At 61.7% G+C, this 17,289-nt stretch carries 15 protein-coding genes and 1 pseudogene; 12 read left to right on the top strand and 4 right to left on the bottom strand.

What is annotated here, in order from left to right; all coding sequences use genetic code 11:
* Window positions 1–15 precede the first annotated feature (15 nt).
* The 4 genes and pseudogenes from USDA257_RS06700 to exoY form a co-directional block, all read right to left on the bottom strand.
* Complete coding sequence (locus USDA257_RS06700) at window positions 16–1,023, bottom strand: acyltransferase family protein (protein WP_014762149.1); 1,008 nt, start codon at window positions 1,021–1,023, stop codon at window positions 16–18.
* A 20-nt stretch (window positions 1,024–1,043) separates the two neighbouring features.
* A complete protein-coding gene (locus tag USDA257_RS06705; protein ID WP_014762150.1) occupies window positions 1,044–2,324 on the bottom strand; it encodes an O-antigen ligase family protein in 1,281 nt (426 codons plus the stop codon).
* Between the two features lie 4 nt (window positions 2,325–2,328).
* Window positions 2,329–3,594, bottom strand: coding sequence for a polysaccharide biosynthesis/export family protein (locus USDA257_RS06710; protein ID WP_014762151.1), 1,266 nt, complete (start codon window positions 3,592–3,594; stop codon window positions 2,329–2,331).
* A 53-nt stretch (window positions 3,595–3,647) separates the two neighbouring features.
* A pseudogene (exoY, locus tag USDA257_RS06715) lies at window positions 3,648–4,327 on the bottom strand (exopolysaccharide production protein ExoY).
* A gap of 776 nt (window positions 4,328–5,103) precedes the next feature.
* Here exoY and USDA257_RS06720 point away from each other — a divergent pair.
* From USDA257_RS06720 to USDA257_RS06775, 12 genes are all read left to right on the top strand, one after another.
* Complete coding sequence (locus tag USDA257_RS06720; protein ID WP_014762153.1) at window positions 5,104–5,394, top strand: exopolysaccharide production repressor protein; 291 nt, start codon at window positions 5,104–5,106, stop codon at window positions 5,392–5,394.
* 245 nt (window positions 5,395–5,639) lie between these two features.
* Window positions 5,640–6,665, top strand: coding sequence for a glycosyltransferase family 2 protein (locus USDA257_RS06725; protein ID WP_014762154.1), 1,026 nt, complete (start codon window positions 5,640–5,642; stop codon window positions 6,663–6,665).
* A gap of 86 nt (window positions 6,666–6,751) precedes the next feature.
* On the top strand, window positions 6,752–6,904 hold the full coding sequence (locus USDA257_RS36900; RefSeq protein WP_153297023.1) for a hypothetical protein: 153 nt from the start codon (window positions 6,752–6,754) through the stop codon (window positions 6,902–6,904).
* Window positions 6,905–7,196: 292 nt separating this feature from the next.
* A complete protein-coding gene (locus tag USDA257_RS06735) occupies window positions 7,197–7,640 on the top strand; it encodes a thermonuclease family protein (RefSeq protein ID WP_223843398.1) in 444 nt (147 codons plus the stop codon).
* 38 nt (window positions 7,641–7,678) lie between these two features.
* Window positions 7,679–7,936, top strand: a complete 258-nt coding sequence (locus tag USDA257_RS06740; protein ID WP_014762157.1) for a hypothetical protein — start codon at window positions 7,679–7,681, stop codon at window positions 7,934–7,936.
* Window positions 7,937–8,753: 817 nt separating this feature from the next.
* Window positions 8,754–9,548, top strand: a complete 795-nt coding sequence (locus tag USDA257_RS06745) for an endo-1,3-1,4-beta-glycanase ExoK (protein ID WP_041415000.1) — start codon at window positions 8,754–8,756, stop codon at window positions 9,546–9,548.
* A gap of 109 nt (window positions 9,549–9,657) precedes the next feature.
* Window positions 9,658–10,869, top strand: a complete 1,212-nt coding sequence (locus USDA257_RS06750) for a glycosyl transferase family 1 (RefSeq protein WP_014762160.1) — start codon at window positions 9,658–9,660, stop codon at window positions 10,867–10,869.
* On the top strand, window positions 10,866–11,861 hold the full coding sequence (locus tag USDA257_RS06755) for a glycosyltransferase family 2 protein (RefSeq protein ID WP_014762161.1): 996 nt from the start codon (window positions 10,866–10,868) through the stop codon (window positions 11,859–11,861). Before USDA257_RS06750 ends, USDA257_RS06755 begins: the two co-directional genes overlap by 4 nt.
* Window positions 11,858–12,781 carry a glycosyltransferase gene (locus USDA257_RS06760; protein ID WP_014762162.1) on the top strand — a complete coding sequence of 308 codons (924 nt, stop codon included), beginning with the start codon at window positions 11,858–11,860 and terminating at the stop codon, window positions 12,779–12,781. Before USDA257_RS06755 ends, USDA257_RS06760 begins: the two co-directional genes overlap by 4 nt.
* Complete coding sequence (locus tag USDA257_RS06765) at window positions 12,778–13,812, top strand: glycosyltransferase family 2 protein (protein WP_014762163.1); 1,035 nt, start codon at window positions 12,778–12,780, stop codon at window positions 13,810–13,812. Before USDA257_RS06760 ends, USDA257_RS06765 begins: the two co-directional genes overlap by 4 nt.
* Before the next feature lie 4 nt (window positions 13,813–13,816).
* Window positions 13,817–14,722 (top strand): UTP--glucose-1-phosphate uridylyltransferase, encoded by a 906-nt coding sequence (locus USDA257_RS06770; protein WP_014762164.1) that lies wholly within the window; start codon window positions 13,817–13,819, stop codon window positions 14,720–14,722.
* 130 nt (window positions 14,723–14,852) lie between these two features.
* Window positions 14,853–17,219, top strand: a complete 2,367-nt coding sequence (locus tag USDA257_RS06775) for a polysaccharide biosynthesis tyrosine autokinase (protein WP_014762165.1) — start codon at window positions 14,853–14,855, stop codon at window positions 17,217–17,219.
* Window positions 17,220–17,289: the final 70 nt, after the last annotated feature.

A 17,289-nucleotide genomic window follows, 5' to 3' on the forward strand; every position in this document is an offset into this window, starting at 1 on the left:
GACCAAAATCCGGATCTATTCGGCAGCAGGCCCGGCGACAGCGACTGCTGGAGGCGGCGTCCGCCCTCGCTGAAGCAGCGGGCGCTCGAGAAACAAATAGGCCGCGATACCGAGAAGCGTCCCCGCCACGATCCCGAGGGACATCGAAATTGCCGGGTGGATGCCGAGCATGTTCGCTGCCTTGGCGACGACCGAGATCGCGAAGCTGTGCCACAGATAGATCGAATAGGAAGCGTTGCCGAGCAGGCTCGGCAGGTTCAGCATCGGCACCCGGCCGGTTGCCTCGATCGACAGCGCTCCTAGAACCAGCAGGACCCCCAGCGGCCCGGTCGTCCGTTCATCGAAGGGAAGATGAAGGGATCCGATCAGTGCGAAGCCGCCAAGCGAGCAGGCGATCAAAAAAGAACCGATCGCGGGCCGCGGAACCCTCCGTCTCAGCCAGAACTCGCCGAGGATCATGCCGGCGACGAATTCGAGGATGATCGGCCGCGTGTACGTCAGCCACAGGGCATTCTCGACGGGCACAAGCAGTCCGATCGCCGCCAGCGCCACGAACAGACCGGCTATGGCCGGCAGGCGCCATTGGCGCGGCAGCAGCAGAGAGACGGCGAACACGCCATAGAAAAGCATCTCGAAATTCAGCGTCCAGCCCTGCACGAGCACGGGCCAGATCTCGCCGCTGCTCGGCGAACGGGTCGGGATGAAGAACAACGACGCCAGGACATGGTCGACGGTCAGCACCATGTTGGGAAAAAGCCCTGCCAGCGCGCCGGCAACCATGACGGCTGTCGCAAACCAGTAGACGGGGACGATGCGGCGGATGCGCTCCCACATGAATTTCGCCGGGGTCGCAGGCCGTCGATCGCTGATGACCCACATGATGAAGCCACTAATGACGAAGAAGACGTCAACGCCGGCCGCACCGATTGCAAAATGGTGGCCGGTCTTCTCTGCGGCATGAAAGATCACGACCGCGAGCGCTGCCGCCGCCCGAAGATACTGGATCGCCCGGATCGTTCCCATCGCCCCCTCTGACCGTGATATCACATGCTGAGCCGCGGCCGATAGGCCGCCGCATGCCCGTCGCCTGGCCAAAGCCAGGCCACCGCCTGTCGGCGGCGTGCGATCGTCAATTTCCCTGCAGTGAAATACAGCAGGAACGACCCGACATGGTACGGGTTCATCACGTCGATCTCGACAAAGGAGCGAATGAAAAGCAGCATCGCGATGCCGAACAGCACCATGGCTTCCGCATCACGATCTTCGGACAGCAGGCGGTTCAATTGCCCGAACACCGCCGTGAGCAGCAACATGGTGAGCAGAAGGAGCCCAACCAATCCCGTTTCGACGGCGGCCTCAATATAGGTGTTGTGGAAGTGGAAGCCGGAGCGCGCAGTGATGTAGAACTCTTCCCACAGGCGCTCCGCTTCGGAAAATCCCTGCACCCAATAGGCCTGATAGCCGATGCCGAAGATAGGGGAAGCCTGTGCCGCTTCGATACCTTGCTGCCACAGATAGGTGCGTCCGGTGAGCGTCGAATCCTTGCCGAATGCGCCAAGGACGAGATCGGTGGCACCGGCATAGATCAGTGCCACGGCGGCAATGCTGCCGAACGCCGCCAGGCCGACGAAGAGACCTTTTCGGCTCGCGGGCCTGAGCGCGGTGATCGCCCGCATGCCGACGCAGAGCCCAAGGATCACGACCGTCGTCAGCACCGACGTGGCCGATTGCGAGGCAAGCAGCGAATAGGCGGCGATTGCTCCCGCGCCCGCCGCGGCCGTCCGCCAAACGCCTCGTTCGCCCAGGACGAAGATAGCCATGAAGGCGAAATAGATGCCGAGCGAGGCATAGAAGCCCAACTGGTTCTTGGAAGCGAATGCGCCGACGAAGCTGAACGTGCCGTCGAGCGGGTCGTAGTGGTAGACGCCGAAAAGCAGCGAGTAGACGAGCACGATGGCGACGCCCGCAATGGCACCGCGGCAAAGCGTGCGGATGTCGATCACCCGCATGGCAATGAGCGCGCAGACAATTTGGCTCAAATACTGGATTCCGGTGCGCAGTGTCACGCCGGGCGCGGCCGACCAGAACATCGAAAGGCAGGCAAGGATCACAAAGGCGAATATCCAGAGACACTTGCCGTAATTGCCCAGCACTCTCCGGTAATCGACGAGAACGAGCGGCAGCCACAGTCCGTAATAGAGAAGGACGGAAACCGGCCCGAACCGGGTCGAGTAGGCGAAGACGAACAGCGAAAGGGCAACGGCCGCGGTGCCGTAAAGCCCGTTCGCGTCAGGATCTATGAGGCTCGCCTTCCGGATCCTCATGCACTCACCGCATCGCAACTGCGGCATTGACCTTGATCACGTCACCGGGAAGCACCGGCGTGGTCTCGGTCGCCGCGATCTCCGTCGACTTTCCGTCCTGTTCGCGGATGATCGAATAGGTGATGTTCTCAGCCTGCTCATCCAGCTGCGCCGCCTCGGCCGATTGCATAAGCGCCTCGGTCATCAGGTCCCGGCTGGTGCCGAGCTTCAGCGTGAGCGTGTCGAGCTCGGCCTCGGTGTTCTGCAGTTCCTGGGCGAGTTGCGCATCCCAGTCATTGCGCAGATTGGATTCGTCCTGTGTCGCCTTGCTGATGTCCTGCTTGGCCTTGAGCGAGGTCGTATCGATGTCGAGAAGCTGCGACTGCACGTCCGCAACCCGCTGTTCGAGGGAGAGCTTGCGCTGGCTCAGGGCCAGGCCCTTCTCGGCAAGGCTGTCGACCTTCTCCAGGTCCTCCGTCGCGAGCTCGAACTGGCGCTGTTGCGTTTCGGACTTCTTTGCCAGCGAATCGATCTCGCTCTGCAGCAGGGACTTGAGATCCGCCAGGGCGGCGAGCTGGCGTTCCTGCCGCTTGTCGCGCGATACCATCAGCGCCGTCTCGCTTTCGAGCAGCTTGTCCACCGCGGGAACGTTCTTGAGCTCCTCCGGCAGCGTGATCTTGTCTTGATTGGCGATTTCCGCCTGAAGGCGGGCTCGACGGATGAGCAGCCGGTTGCGCTCAGAGACCTGGACGGAGGAATCGCCATTCGCAGCAATATAGTCGCGGGCAAAGCGCTGGCCGCTCTCGGCCCGACGCAACCCGCCGCCAAGGCTGATCGCCTTGAGGACCGTCAGATTGGGAGCGTAAGGATACTCGCCCGGAGTTTCGACCTCTCCGTAAAGATAGACCGGGCGGTACTGTGCCATCTCGACCGAGGCGGTCGGCCGGTCGCGAAGCCCGAAGAGCTTCTGCATCTTGATGCCGATATCTTCCGCAACCTCCGTCGTCGTCCGGCCCGAAGCCTGCAGATCGCCGACGAAAGGCAGCGACACGTTGCCCGAGGCGCCGACCGTGTATTCACCACTGACAGCCGACCAATCCCGGACCGCCCCCTCGGCGGTCTGCCATTCGGCAACGCGGATCCGCAATTTGTCCATGACGCCTAGCCTATAGTCGTCCGCCCGGGCCATGGCCGCACCGGACAGGAAAAGCGCCGCGCAGAGTGCGAGGCGGGCGAAATGGAAAAGCTTGCGGGAGCCGGCAGGCGCCCCAGGAACTCTGATCAATTGCATATGGATTACCCGTTGCTTGACGTCGTGCTCAACCGCGAGCGGGCGTCAAGGTTTCAGTAGCTGCCGCGGGAGAGGCAGACGGCGGGGATAGTTTTGAAGACGATGACAAGGTCGGCGAGGAGCGACCAGTTCTGGACATAATGCGTATCGAAGGCCACCCGGGTGGCGTAGGACACATCGTTGCGGCCGCTGATCTGCCAAAGGCCGGTCAGGCCAGGACGCGAGCGCAGATAGAATTCCGCCGCCGAATCGTAGAGCTCCAGCTCATCTTCGACCACTGGACGCGGGCCGACGATGCTCATCTCACCACGAATGATGTTGAGGAGCTGGGGCAGTTCATCGAGGCTGAGCTTGCGCAGTACGCTTCCGACGACGGTGACACGCGGATCGTCTTGCAGCTTGCGGGTCGCGCGCCATTCTTCGTAGGCGGCAGGGTTCGACTTGAAGAACTCCTGCAGAACCCGATCGCCATTTTCCATCATCGTGCGGAACTTGAGGCACTTGAAGGTCTGGCCGTTATGGCCGATTCGGCGATGGCCGTAGAAAATGCTGCCGCCATCCGAGAGCTTCACCAGCGCCATGATAAGCAGGAAAAGCGGACTGAGGGCGATGAGTGCCAGAATGGCGGTAAGAATGTCGAAGCTTCGCTTGGATATCCCGCCGATCGGCCGGATCGCACCGGTCTCCTGGGGAATAAAAAAGCCGTACTGGCCGAGCGAGTCGCGGACTTCATAGAGGTGACTCCATTTACGTTGGCGATTGTCGGTCCCGAGGGACGGGGCGTCATCTAGCGCGAGTGTATGGTGAGAATTTGTTTTTTGAAGGCGGAATGATGGCAGCACCCATGCGCAGTGCCGCAAGGCGTCTTGGCGGCTGTGCCGCTGTGACACTATTACCAATTCTTAAGTATACGGATTGGAGAACACGCCTAAGATAGATTGGCGTGGCATCACCACATTCAAACATCGGCGCACGTCCATTATTTGCGATACCTAAAGTATTGTATTTGACGCATCAATTTTTCACTCACGACGACGGCGACTATCTATGGGTACGATTAGACAAGCCCCAAATTCCTCGCTTTTGTTGCATTGCATCAATTTATTGCACCGCACATATTCTCCACCATCCGCCCGGTCGCCTGTAACAAAAGTTGATCGGGAAAAATGGCACTGACAAAGACAAAAATCGCAACAATCAGAACGCGTTCGCATTTTCCCCTGTGAATTTAGGGGCCGCGGGAGCGAGTCATCTTGACCCTCGGATTTCGCGGAAAAATAATCCCCTAAATCTGTCGAACATATCGTTGATTGTATCGTTAACCCTCAGACCCATTCGAATTGCTCCGTCTACCTAAAGATGACGGAAAGCTTTTCCGGTTAGGAGCTGTAGCCACAAAGTTGCATTTTGCAGGTTGAAGAGACAAGCGACCGCTAATATAGTGAGAACAGGAGCGAGGGCGGGAGTGCGATGACGGTTCCATCAGAAAACCAGAAAGCGGGGTAGGCAATGTTTGCACCACGCTTCGTCTTGAGCATGTTCGGCGCGTTGGCGGCGTTTGCCATCGCAACCTATTTCCTTACCGGGTCGCTCGCCTCCACGGCCATCCAGACGCTGCTTTGTGCCGTTCTGATACAGGTCGGATATTTTCTCGCCGTGCTTTTCCTGGTGTGGAGAGAGGCGCGCGAGCGCCGAAAGTTACACCTCGGCAAACTACCGGCAGATTCAATGAATGACGAAAAGCAGGCGAGCAAGATTTCTCTGCGCCGGCTGAACCGACCGCCCCACTTCAATTCCTGACCCAGGATCTCTCGGCCCATTTCGCACCTGCGAAAAATTCTTGCCCTTTGACGCGTTTGCGACATGATCGCGATGCATGTTCCCACGTGCCCGCTCCGGCACAATGCGTTCTTCCAGGCGCACAAGGTCGCTGGGGCACATTGAATCGCTGCATGTTTTTTCCTCAGATCGGCTCCCATCGAAGGAAACCATGCGGCAGGACCCGCGCAACAAGACGCATCCGATGACTTGCTGGAGGCCCTTATATGACCGCAGCCGCGCCGACGAATGTCTGCATTATCATTGCCGCCAAGAACGCCGCCGACACGATCGCCAGGGCCATCGTCTCTGCGCTCGCCGAACCGGAGGTCGCCGAAGTCGTCGTTATCGACGACGGCTCGGCCGATGATACCGCAGCCGTCGCTCGCGCCTCAGCCGACGGCAGCGGACGTTTGAATGTCGTCCGCTTCGAAGAGAACCGCGGGCCGGCCGCAGCCCGCAACCACGCGATCGCTGTCTCGAAATCTCCGCTTCTCGGCGTCCTGGATGCGGACGACTTCTTCTTCCCGGGGCGGATGCGCCAATTGCTTGCGCAGGACGACTGGGATTTCGTAGCCGACAACATTGCTTTCATCGATGCTGGACAGGCGACCGGCGCAGAGCGGAAGATCGACCGCTTCGCGCCCAGCCCTCGCCTTCTCGACCTCGTCGGTTTTGTTGAAGGCAATATATCCCGGCGCGGCGTACGGCGTGGCGAAATCGGCTTCCTGAAGCCGCTGATGCGGCGTTCGTTCCTGGACGAATTCGACCTCCGCTATAATGAGACATTGCGCCTCGGCGAGGACTTCGACCTCTATGCCAGAGCGCTCGCGCGCGGCGCGCGATACAAAATCATCCATAGCTGCGGTTATGCGGCGGTGGTGCGGGGCGATTCCTTGAGCGGCAAGCACCGAACGATCGACTTGCGGCGTCTCTACGAAGCCGATCGCGCCATTCTCGCCGAGGCCCACTTGAGCGGCAATGCCGCCGCAGCGATGCGGCGGCATGAACGCCACATTCGCGGCCGCTACGAATTGCGGCACTTCCTGGATCTCAAGCGCAATCAGGGAATCGTCAGTGCATTCGCCTATGCCCTGGCACACCCGGGCGCCCTCCCCGCTATCGTCGGCGGAATCGTCGGCGACAAGACCGAGCACCTTCGACGTACCCGGTCGCCCGCTCCGGTGGCGCTCGGCGGAACGGGCGATGTCCGCTACCTCCTCGACGGCCTTGCCTTGGATCGAGCGGAATAACGCACAACTGTGGAAGCGGGAAAAGGCCGCGGGTCGGCAGCTCGCGACTCTCACCCCTCCGCGTCGCCGCGATCCGACCGATCCTGTTGCGCCGGCGGGCAGCAGGAACGCTTTTCTGCGCGCAGCGTTACCCCGGCATGGTCAACAACTACCGGGATATCGAAATGAAAGGCATTGTTCTCTGGCTGATGGGTGTTCCCCTGATTGTCATCGTCCTGCTCTACATGTTCGTCTTTTGATCTCAAACCCAGTGGGATGACTTGCCGAACGGAACTGAAGGGGCTGACGCCCCTTCAGCGGCTACTGCGAATATCCACTGGTCTCGAGCGCCTCCCCTAGTTTTTCAAGGATGCGAACCGCAATCCGCCTGAGCTAAGTTCATGCCCAGAACAGGGGCTGGATGGACGCATGGTCGGCAGTCGGATGACCGCAAAGACCCTCACCCGAGGACGCTCCCGCCCGCAAGCAGGAAGAGTATCGCCGTCGTTTCCGACGAGGCCGGTTACGATAGCCCTTGTTCTGCTGAGCACGATGGGCGATGCCGCAGGGGTGGGGTCGATCATCGGCAACGCCTTCGTCATTGATGGCGATACTATTGAAATTGCAGGCGAGCGCATCCAACTTTACGGGGTGGATGCACCGGAAGATTGGCAGTTCTGCCTCGACGAAACCGGAGCAGACTATCGGTGCGGCAAGGAATCGTCGCTGGCTCTGGACGCATTTCTGTCGGCATCGCGCCCCACCCGCTGCGAATTCGCCGGCCGCGACCGTCACGGTCGTTATCTCGGCACATGCTTCCGAGTGGACGGGAGAGACGTCAACCGCTGGCTGGTTGAATCCGGCCATGCAATAAATCGTGAAAACCACGACAGAGGGCTGTACGCCGCCGCACAGGAAATGGCACGATCGCTCCGAGCCGGAATGTGGCGAGGGCAATCCAGAATAGACGGATCCCGGAGCGTTGCGGAAGAGTAAACCGAGGGTTTTCCTCGCTAGGTGGCAAGTGAGAGTCAATGATCGTCGAGTTCTGGGTATTATGCGCCATCGCGACCGCGGTCGTCGCTGCGGTTAGGGGTGGACACAGTCTTCTGTGGCTGCTGATCGGTTGCGTTCTGGGCCCGGTAGGCCTGCTGGCAGCAATCCTGAAGCCTTCTCTTAAATCGAAAGAACCGATCGTCGCGGCAGAGCGTCAGGCTGAACTCGACGAACTGAAGAAGCCCCTCCGGGAGAGCAATCCCCACACGATCTCGGCCAGGCCCAAGGACGAATAAGCCGGTCGAAAATTCGTCTCCGGCGAGACGGTTTCACGTGTTCGCAAAAAACCCGCCGATCACGCGGCGGGCTTGCTTTGGTACTGAAAGCACTAAAGTATGCAGCCACTATTGCCGTAGGCGCGGAATATTTCCAGTAACATTTTAGGGGCTTTCTAACCTCGGAGCCGTGGCGCGCTCGGCAATCGTCGCCGCAGGAAGGCCTTCACGCGCCGGGCCTTCTGTTCGACAAGCAGTCGAGAATGCGAATCGATTTATCTCGTGTCGCAGCAGCCCCGACAGGAAAGCCTCGCCTCATCCTTGCCGCATTTCCCCTTGGCAGTTGCCGAAAGGCCGGTTCCACACCGGGAAAACCTTGTCCGTTTAGGAAAATTCACAGCCTCTGCGCACAACCCGTAATTGCCCCCAAATTTTGCGGGGCACACTTTTCGCAACATGCGAGGAAACAGGGATTTATCCTGGATGGCCGCCGCATGCAGATGCGGGCTCGTTGTCGAAAACTTCGCCGCTTGGGTGCGGTGCAGCATGGCTTCCCTCAATTTTCTGCTGCACCGCCATATTTTCTCTTTGCAAATGCCCTAGTTTATTCGCCGTGAGCTTAAGTTTGCTCCGTTGAAACGGCGCTGCGAAGCGCCGCCCGATAGGAGTGACCGATATCGTAAGTATGGGCGCTTATGTCTCGACGCAGATCGACCTCGTGCGCGTTGCGCTGCTCTGGGGCGCCGCATTCGCGCGCCGTCTCCACAATCCTCAGTCGAGCCTCGCTCGGGCCTTGATGATCCCCCCGGACCGAATTCGCAGCAAAGGCAGCAAGACAATGAAATCCGACCACTATGGGCGCCTGTGGTGCCTCGCCCTTGTCACGGCACTTCCCCTCACTTGCAGCGTGAGCAGCGCCACGGCGCAGGAGGGTGCCAACGGTGCCTCCTTCATGGATGACTTCGACAAGCTGGACAGCAAGATCTGGTACGTCTCGGATGGATGGGACAACGGCGCCCATCAGAACTGCACCTGGTCGAAGAAGCAGGTGAAGGTCGTCGACGGGATACTCGAACTGGGCTTCGAGGAGCGCAAGGAAGGCAAGCGCAATTTCGCCTGCGGCGAGATCCAGACGCGCAAGCGCTTCGGCTACGGCACTTACGAGGCGAGGGTCAAGGCGGCCGACGGTTCGGGCCTCAACTCGGCCTTCTTCACCTATATCGGCCCGACCGACAAGAAGCCGCATGACGAGATCGATTTCGAGGTGCTCGGCAAGAATACCGCGAAAGTGCAGATCAACCAGTATGTGTCGGCGAAGGGTGGCAACGAGTTTCTGGCCGATGTGCCGGGCGGCGCCAACCAGGGCTTCAACGACTATGCCTTCGTCTGGGAGAAGGACCGGCTACGCTACTACATCAACGGCGAGTTGGTCCACGAAGTCAACGATCCCGCCAAGATACCACCCAACGCGCAAAAAATCTTTTTCAGCCTGTGGGGAACGGACACGCTCAGCGATTGGATGGGCACCTTCTCCTACAAGGAGCCCACCAAGCTCCAGGTCGATCGGGTCGCCTTCACGGCCCCTGGCGACGAGTGCCAGTTCGCCGAGTCGGTCGCCTGCCGACTGGATTGACCGCAATCTGAGCAATTGACCATTTAGCGAGCAACTGCAACATCATGTTGCGCTGCACAAAAAACTGAATTAAGCTCGGCCCGGGCTGAGCAGGGAAACGGATGTTTTCATGCTGCAGATACTTTACCTGGCACAGGATCTTGCCGACCCCGCCGTGCGGCGCAGGACGCTGACGCTGGTCGCCGGCGGTGCCAATGTCACGCTGGCGGGCTTCCGCCGCAGCGGCAATCCGCTCGCGACGGTGAGCGGCCTCGAGCCGATCGAGCTCGGAACGACGGCGGACGGCCGCTTCGCGCAGCGGGTCGGCGCCGTCGCCTCAGCCTGCCTGTCGCTGAAGAGCAGGCTTGGACATCTTCGCAAGCCTGACCTGATCATCGCCCGCAACCTCGAAATGCTGGCTGTCGCGAAACGCGCCGTCACGCTCTTCGGCGGTGATGTTCCGATCGTCTACGAGTGCCTCGACATACACCGGCTGATGCTGCGCAGGGATATGGTCGGGCGGGCGCTGCGCGCTGCCGAAGCGCGCCTCGGGCGGGACGCCCGTTGGCTGATCACCAGTTCGCCGGCCTTCATCGAGCATTACTTCCGCCCTCTTTCGGGCATCGAGGCGGCGCCAATGCTGCTCGAGAACAAAGTCCTTGAACTCGACGGGAGCACGCTTCCGGCGGCTGTCCCCGCACAATATCCGCCGCCTGGCGCGCCTTGGAAGATCGGTTGGTTCGGCGCGCTGCGCTGCCGCAAGTCACTTGGTCTCCTCGCCGAATTTTCCCGCAAGATGGAAGGCCGCTACGAGGTCGTTCTGCGCGGTAGGCCGGCCTATTCGGAATTCAGGGATTTCGACGGCTTCGTGCAAAACGAGCCCTTCATGCGGCTTGGCGGCGCCTATCGCAATCCGGAGGACCTCGCCGAGATCTATGGCGACGTCCACTTCACCTGGGCGATCGATTTCTTCGAGGAAGGCCAGAATTCCTCCTGGCTGCTGCCCAACCGGCTCTACGAAGGATGTCGTCATACCCGCATCCCGATCGCCATGAAAGGCACCGAGACTGCGCGCTTTCTCGCCGTGCGCGGCATCGGTCTTGTGCTTGAGGAGGCCAATGCCGACAACCTCGCTGCGCTTTTGGGCTCGATGACGCCTGACCACTTTGCCGAGGCCGCCGATCGCATCGCCAGGTGCCATCCGGCCACCTGGGTGTTCGATCGGTCGGATTGCGAGACACTGGTTCGACGGCTGGCGACGCTCACCGCCGATGCACCGCAAACGATCATTCCAGCCGCTGCCCTTGCGGAAGCCCGTCACAACGAAAGTGGATTGCTATGACCGCGGACAGTCCGGCATCGACATCAAGCCTCATCGTCATACCCTGCCTCAATGAAGCGCTGCATATCGAGGCGCTCATCGAGAAGCTGCGTCCCTCGCTTGGTGTCCTCGATGCGAACGTCGTCATCGCCGACGGCGGCAGTACCGACGGCACGCGCGAGATCGCTCGCCGCCTTTCAGAAGAGGATCCGCGCGTCCTGTTCCTCGACAATCCGAAGCGAATCCAGAGCGCTGCCGTCAATCGGGCCGTCGCCGAGTTGGGGTCCGGGTTCGACTACCTGATCCGCATCGATGCGCATGCGAGCTACCCGGACGATTATTGCGAGCGTCTCGTGGAGGACGCGCTCGCAACCGGAGCCGACTCGGTCGTCGTCGCCATGCAGACCGAAGGTTTCAGCACCTTCCAGAAAGCGACGGCCTACGCCCAGAATTCCAAGCTCGGCAATGGCGGCTCCAAACACCGCACGGGTGCTGCCGGTCACTGGGCCGAGCACGGCCATCATGCCCTGATGCGCATTGCCGCCTTTACGGCGGTCGGGGGGTATGACGAGTCCTTCAGCCACAATGAAGATGCCGAACTGGACTATCGCCTGGCAAAAGCCGGCTACCGCATCTGGATGACCGACAGGACCAGCATGGTCTACTATCCGCGCACCCGGATCGTGCCGCTGTTCAAGCAGTATTTCGGCTATGGCCGCGGCCGGGCGAAGAATATCCTCAAGCACCGCGCCATGCCCGGCCTCCGGCAGATGCTGCCGCTTGGCGTAGCGCCCGTCGCGTTCGGCGCGCTTCTTGCCATCGTCAACTGGGCGGCGATCGTCCCCTTCGGTGTCTGGGCAGCGGCATGCCTCGGCTACGGCGTCTGGATGGCGGTCGGCCAGCGCAACCCCTACGGGCCGCTCGCGGCGATCTCGGCCATGGTCATGCATCTGGCCTGGTCCGCCGGCTTCTGGCGGGAGATTCTCGATGTCCGGCGGCGGGTGGCGGGATGAGCGCGACCCTTCAGATCGACATCGGCATCTGCACGTTCCGGCGGCCCGAACTCGCCGCGACGCTGCGATCGCTCGCGGCAATGACCGTACCCGCAAGGGCCACACTCCGCGTCATTATTGCCGACAACGACGCCACGCCGAGCGCCCGGGCGCTCGTCGAGGAGCTGCGGCCGGAGATGCCGTTCGACATCACCTATTTCCATTGCCCGGCCTCGAACATCTCGATCGCCCGCAACGCCTGTCTCGACAACAGCACCGGCGACCTGCTCGCCTTCATCGACGACGATGAGACCGCCTCGAGCGACTGGCTGGTGCGCCTCCTCGAAGAGGCGCAGGCGACCGGCGCGGACGCAGTTCTCGGCCCGGTCCGGGCCCACTACGCGCCCTCGGCCCCCGCCTGGATGCGCCGTGGCGATTTCCACTCGACATCGCCGGTCTGGGTCAAGGGCGAAATCCGCACCGGCTATACCTGCAACGTCCTGCTCAGGCCCAAGGCTCCGTCGCTCCATGGCCGCCGCTTCAAGCTTTCGCTCGGCCGGAGCGGAGGCGAGGACACGGACTTCTTTACCGGCATGCATGAAGCCGGCGGAACGATCGCCTTTGCCGAAGATGCCTGGGTATATGAGCCGGTGCCGGAAAGCCGGGCCTCGCTTGCCTGGCTTGCCAAGCGCCGTTTCCGCTCCGGCCAGACCCACGGTCGGCTGCTGACGGAAAATGCGCGCGGCGGCCAGCCCCTCAACCTTGCGCTCGCCGCCTCGAAGGCTGCCTTTTGTACATTCGCAGCGGTTCTTTGCCTGCCCTCGCCTGTCCGGCGAAATCGCTATGCGCTGCGCGCCGTCCTGCATGCCGGCGTGATCAGCGGTCTCCTCGGGCATAAGGCGCTCGAGCAATATGGAGCGGCCGAGGTGACCTCCCAATGAGCGCGCCCATCAACGAATCTATGAACGAGCTTACCCCGGACGTCACATTCGTCGTTGCCGCCTACAATGCCGCCGACACGATCACTCGTGCCGTCGCCAGTGCCCTTGCCCAGGAGGGCGTCGCGGTCGAGGTGATCGTCGTCGACGATTGCTCCTCGGATGCGACCGCCGCTCTGGTCACGGCGATCGACGACCCTAGAGTCCGGCTCATTGCGCTCGAACGCAACCGCGGTCCGGGCGGGGCCCGCAATGCGGGCTTCGAGGCGGCACGCGGCCGATGGATCGCCGTTCTCGATTCCGATGACACGGTGCGCCCCGGACGGCTGGCGCGCATGATTGCGCGTGCCGAAGCGACCGGAGCGCAGATCGTCGTCGACAATCTCGACGTGCTGTCGCTCGACGGCAGCAATGTCCGGATGTTCGAGGACGCCGAGCTCGAGGCGCTGCCCGAACTGACGCTGCCGGCCTTTATCGAGTCGAATGTGATTTTCCGCTCCGAACACAATTTCGGCTACATGAAGCCGGTGTTCCAGCGCCGCTTCCTCGCCGAACATGGCCTTTCCTTCGACGAGTCGCTGAGGATCGGCGAAGACTACATCCTGCTTGCATCGGCGCTTGCCTGCGGCGGGCGCTGCGCCGTCGAGCCCTCGACCGGCTACACCTACCACATCCGCGAGGGCTCGATCTCGCGGGTGCTGAAGCTCGAGCACATCGACGCGATGATGGCGGCCGACGAGACGTTCCTGCACCGTTACGCGCTCGATCCGCTGTCGCAAAGGATGCAGCGCAAGCGTGCGCGCGGATTTCGCCAAGCGCGCTCGTTTCTTCTCCTCATCGAGCACCTGAAATTGAGATCGTTGGCTGGAGCGCTGAAGACCGCGCTCGCCGACCCGCTTGCGCTTCGGCATCTCAGGATGCCGATCGCCGCGCGATTGCGCCGCCTGGCGGCGCGGGCGCCGCAACCCGCCCCGATCACGGTGTCGGCTGAACGATCCCCGCTGGGCAATGATCCTCACACAAGCAAAGGATAACAAAATGGACCGCATCAGGACCGTCAGGAAAGCAGTGATCCCGGTCGCAGGAAACGGAACGAGGTTCCTTCCCGCGACAAAGGCCGTGCCGAAGGAAATGTTGACGATCGTCGATCGCCCCGTCGTCCAATACGCGGTCGACGAGGCGCGTCAGGCCGGCATCGAGCACATCGTCTTCGTCACCAGCCGCAACAAGCAGGTGATCGAGGACCATTTCGACGACTCGCCCGAACTTATCTCGTCGCTGTCGCGCTCGGGCAAGAACGCGCAAATCTCCGAGCTCGAAGCCATGTTGCCGGCGGCCGGCTCGGTCAGCTTCACGCGCCAGCAGGCGCCGCTCGGCCTTGGCCACGCCGTCTGGTGCGCGCGCGACCTGATCGGCGACGAGCCCTTCGCATTGCTGCTGCCGGATATGGTGTCCTTCGGGGCGCGCGGCTGCATGGCCGGACTCATGGACCTCTATCGCGAGGTCGGCGGCAACGTCGTCGCGGTCGAGCAGTGTGCACCCGAAGAGGCGTCGAAATATGGTATCGTCGGCAAGGGAGAAACCGTGCGCCACGGTTTCTCGGTGTCCGAGATGGTGGAAAAGCCGCCGGCGGGCCAGGCGCCGTCCAACTATTATCTCAACGGCCGCTATATCCTGCAGCCGGAGATCTTCTCCATTCTCGCGCACCAGACGCGCGGTGCCGGCAACGAAATCCAGCTGACCGACGGCATGCTGACGCTTTCGGCGTCCCAGTCCTTCCACGCCCATCCCTATGAAGGCCGCACCTTCGACTGCGGCTCGAAGCAGGGCTTCATCGAGGCCAATGTCGCCTTCGCGCTCGCCCGCGCCGATATCGGCGACATCGTGTTCGAATCCGTTCGTGAGATCGTCCTGTCTCACGAAAGCCGCATCCGGGCGGCATAAGCGCAAACCTTCGGCGGCCGAAAACGGCCGCCGAAGCTGCAGCGCCGCGCGTCTGATCAGGCGCGCAAAGGCCGCAGCACTTTGAAAGACTGCATATTTTTAAGAATATGCAGGAGGACCGGAGAAAAAGATGAACAGAACGGCCCCCATGAAACAGAGAAGTGTACCCTTGAGCGTTGTGCCTCGCGAAGAGCAGTCGGACGGCTTTATCGATCTCGACCGTCTGCTGGCTGTCGTCGTCCGCAGGGCAAGGCTCGTTGCGGCTTTTGTGGTGCTCTTCATTCTGCTGGGGGCCGCGTACCTCTCGTTCGCGACACCATTCTACACCTCGCTGACACAGATCCTCCTCGACGACAACCTGTCGAAATACGCCGAGGAAGAACCGGTGCCGACGAACAGCCAGATGCTCGACACACAGATTGCCAGCGCGGTCGAGATCCTGAAATCCGGGGAACTTGCGCTGCGCGTGGTCGACAAGCTCAACCTTTCGGAGAACGATACGCTCGTCAATCCGCCCCGATCCCCCGCCACCGTCGTCAAGGATTGGCTGAAGACGGCGACCGGTCTCTTTTCCGGCGGCCCGGGTGTCTCCGAGGAAGCGGCGCGAAACGGTCGCCGGCTGAAGGCCGCCGCCCTCCTGCAGCAATCGCTCTATGTGGAACGCGTCGGCCGCAGTTCGGTGATTGCGCTGTCCTATCGCTCGAGCGATCAGCAGCTTGCTCGAAATGTCGTCAGTACCTATGCCGCCGCCTATCTGACGGACCAGCTGAACGCCAACTTCGAAGCGACGGAACGGGCCTCGGTGTGGCTGCAGGAGCGGCTTGCCGATCTTCGGCAGCGCTCGCAGGCGGCCGCTCTCGAGGTCGAACAATTCCGCAGCGCGAACGGGCTGACCGCCGCGCGCGGCGAACTGATGTCCGAACAGCAACTCTCCGATCTAAACAGTCAGTTGATCGTCGCCCAGGCGGACACGGCCAGCGCCTCGGCGCGGTACGAGCAGTTCAAGTCGATCATCGATCAAGGGCAGGACGCCGGCGTCAACAATGCCACCATCTCTCCCAAGGAGGGTGACAATTCGGTGATCCGCGATCTCAGGACGCGTTATCTCGCCATCGGCAAGCGCGAGCAGGAGGTCGCCCAGAATTTCGGCGAGGACCACCCGCAGGCGGTGTCGCTCAGGGCCGAGAAGAGTGACATCGGACGGCAGATCTACCAGGAACTGCAGCAACTGACAGCAAGCTACAAGAACGAGTTCGAAGTCGCGCGCTCGCGCGAGGCCTCGCTGCGCAAGAGCATCGAGGGAATCACCGGCAAAAACTCCGACGCCAGCAAGTCGCTCGTGCAGTTGCGGGAGTTGGAGCAGAAGTCGGCGGCGCTGAAGACGCTCTATGAATCCTATCTCGGCCGCTATGAACAGGCGACCCAGCAGCAGTCCTTCCCGATCGCCAAGGCACGCGTTATTTCCGAGGCCGGCGTCCCGACCGCACCGTCGAGCCCAAAGAAGACCATGACGTTGGCACTTTCGGCCGTGCTCGGCCTGATGGTCGGCGGCGCCTATGCCGCGTTCCTCGAGTTCCGCGAAAGAACCTTCCGTCTCGAGGGTGAAGTGCGTTCCGTGCTCGGGCACCGCTCGCTCGGCTACGTTCCGCTCATCGGCACGCGGACGAAGAAAACGACAGAGCTGGTACGCGCCCGCTTCGGATCGGACCGGCAGCCGCACGATCCATCCCATGAGGCCACCCCATTCCAGCGTCTCTCTCGCGTCGTGCTCGACGCACCGCGATCCGCCTTCGCGGAAACGTTCCGGAATGCCAAGCTCGCCTGCGATCATATGCTGCCGGGCAACGAGAGCCGCGTCATCGCGATTGTCTCCGCCCTTCCGGACGAGGGCAAGTCGATCGTCGCCGCGAATTTCGCGGCACTCTTGGCCTCGAGCGGCAAGCGGACCCTGCTGATCGACGCCGACATCCGCAAGCCGGGGCTCACCCAGATGATCACGCCCGCCCCGCGCACGGGGTTGGTCGAGACGCTCACGGGAGAGGCGACCTGGCCTGCCGGCGTCAAGGTGGATCAGCGTACGAAGCTCGCGATTCTGCCGGCCGGCGGCGGAGCGGCGGATCGCAGGCACCAGAGCAATGAGTTGCTCGCCTCCCCGGCCATGGCGGGGCTCATCGAGAATGCCCGCAACTCCTTCGACTACGTCGTGGTCGATCTCGCCGCCCTTGCTCCCGTCGTCGACGCGAAGGCCTTCACGCCGCTCGCCGACGGCGTCCTCTTCGTCGTCGAATGGGGCCGTACGCCATCGAGGCTCGTTCGGGACCTGCTCAATTCCGAGCCGCAGATCGATGCGAAGGTCCTCGGCGTGATCCTCAACAAGACCGATATGGACGAACTCGAGAAATATAGCGATTTCGGCGGGGCGGAAAAATATCGGCACCGCTACGGCAAGTATTATATCGAGCAGGGTATCACCGACAACCGACACACTGCCGCTTGACCAACGGACAAGTGGCCGTCGGATGGCGGCCGCCATACCTGCGGTCGAGGCGAATGAGCCAGGTAGCGAC

It is taken from the genome of Sinorhizobium fredii USDA 257, assembly GCF_000265205.3.
In the GTDB taxonomy this organism is placed as follows: Bacteria; Pseudomonadota; Alphaproteobacteria; order Rhizobiales; family Rhizobiaceae; genus Sinorhizobium; species Sinorhizobium fredii_B.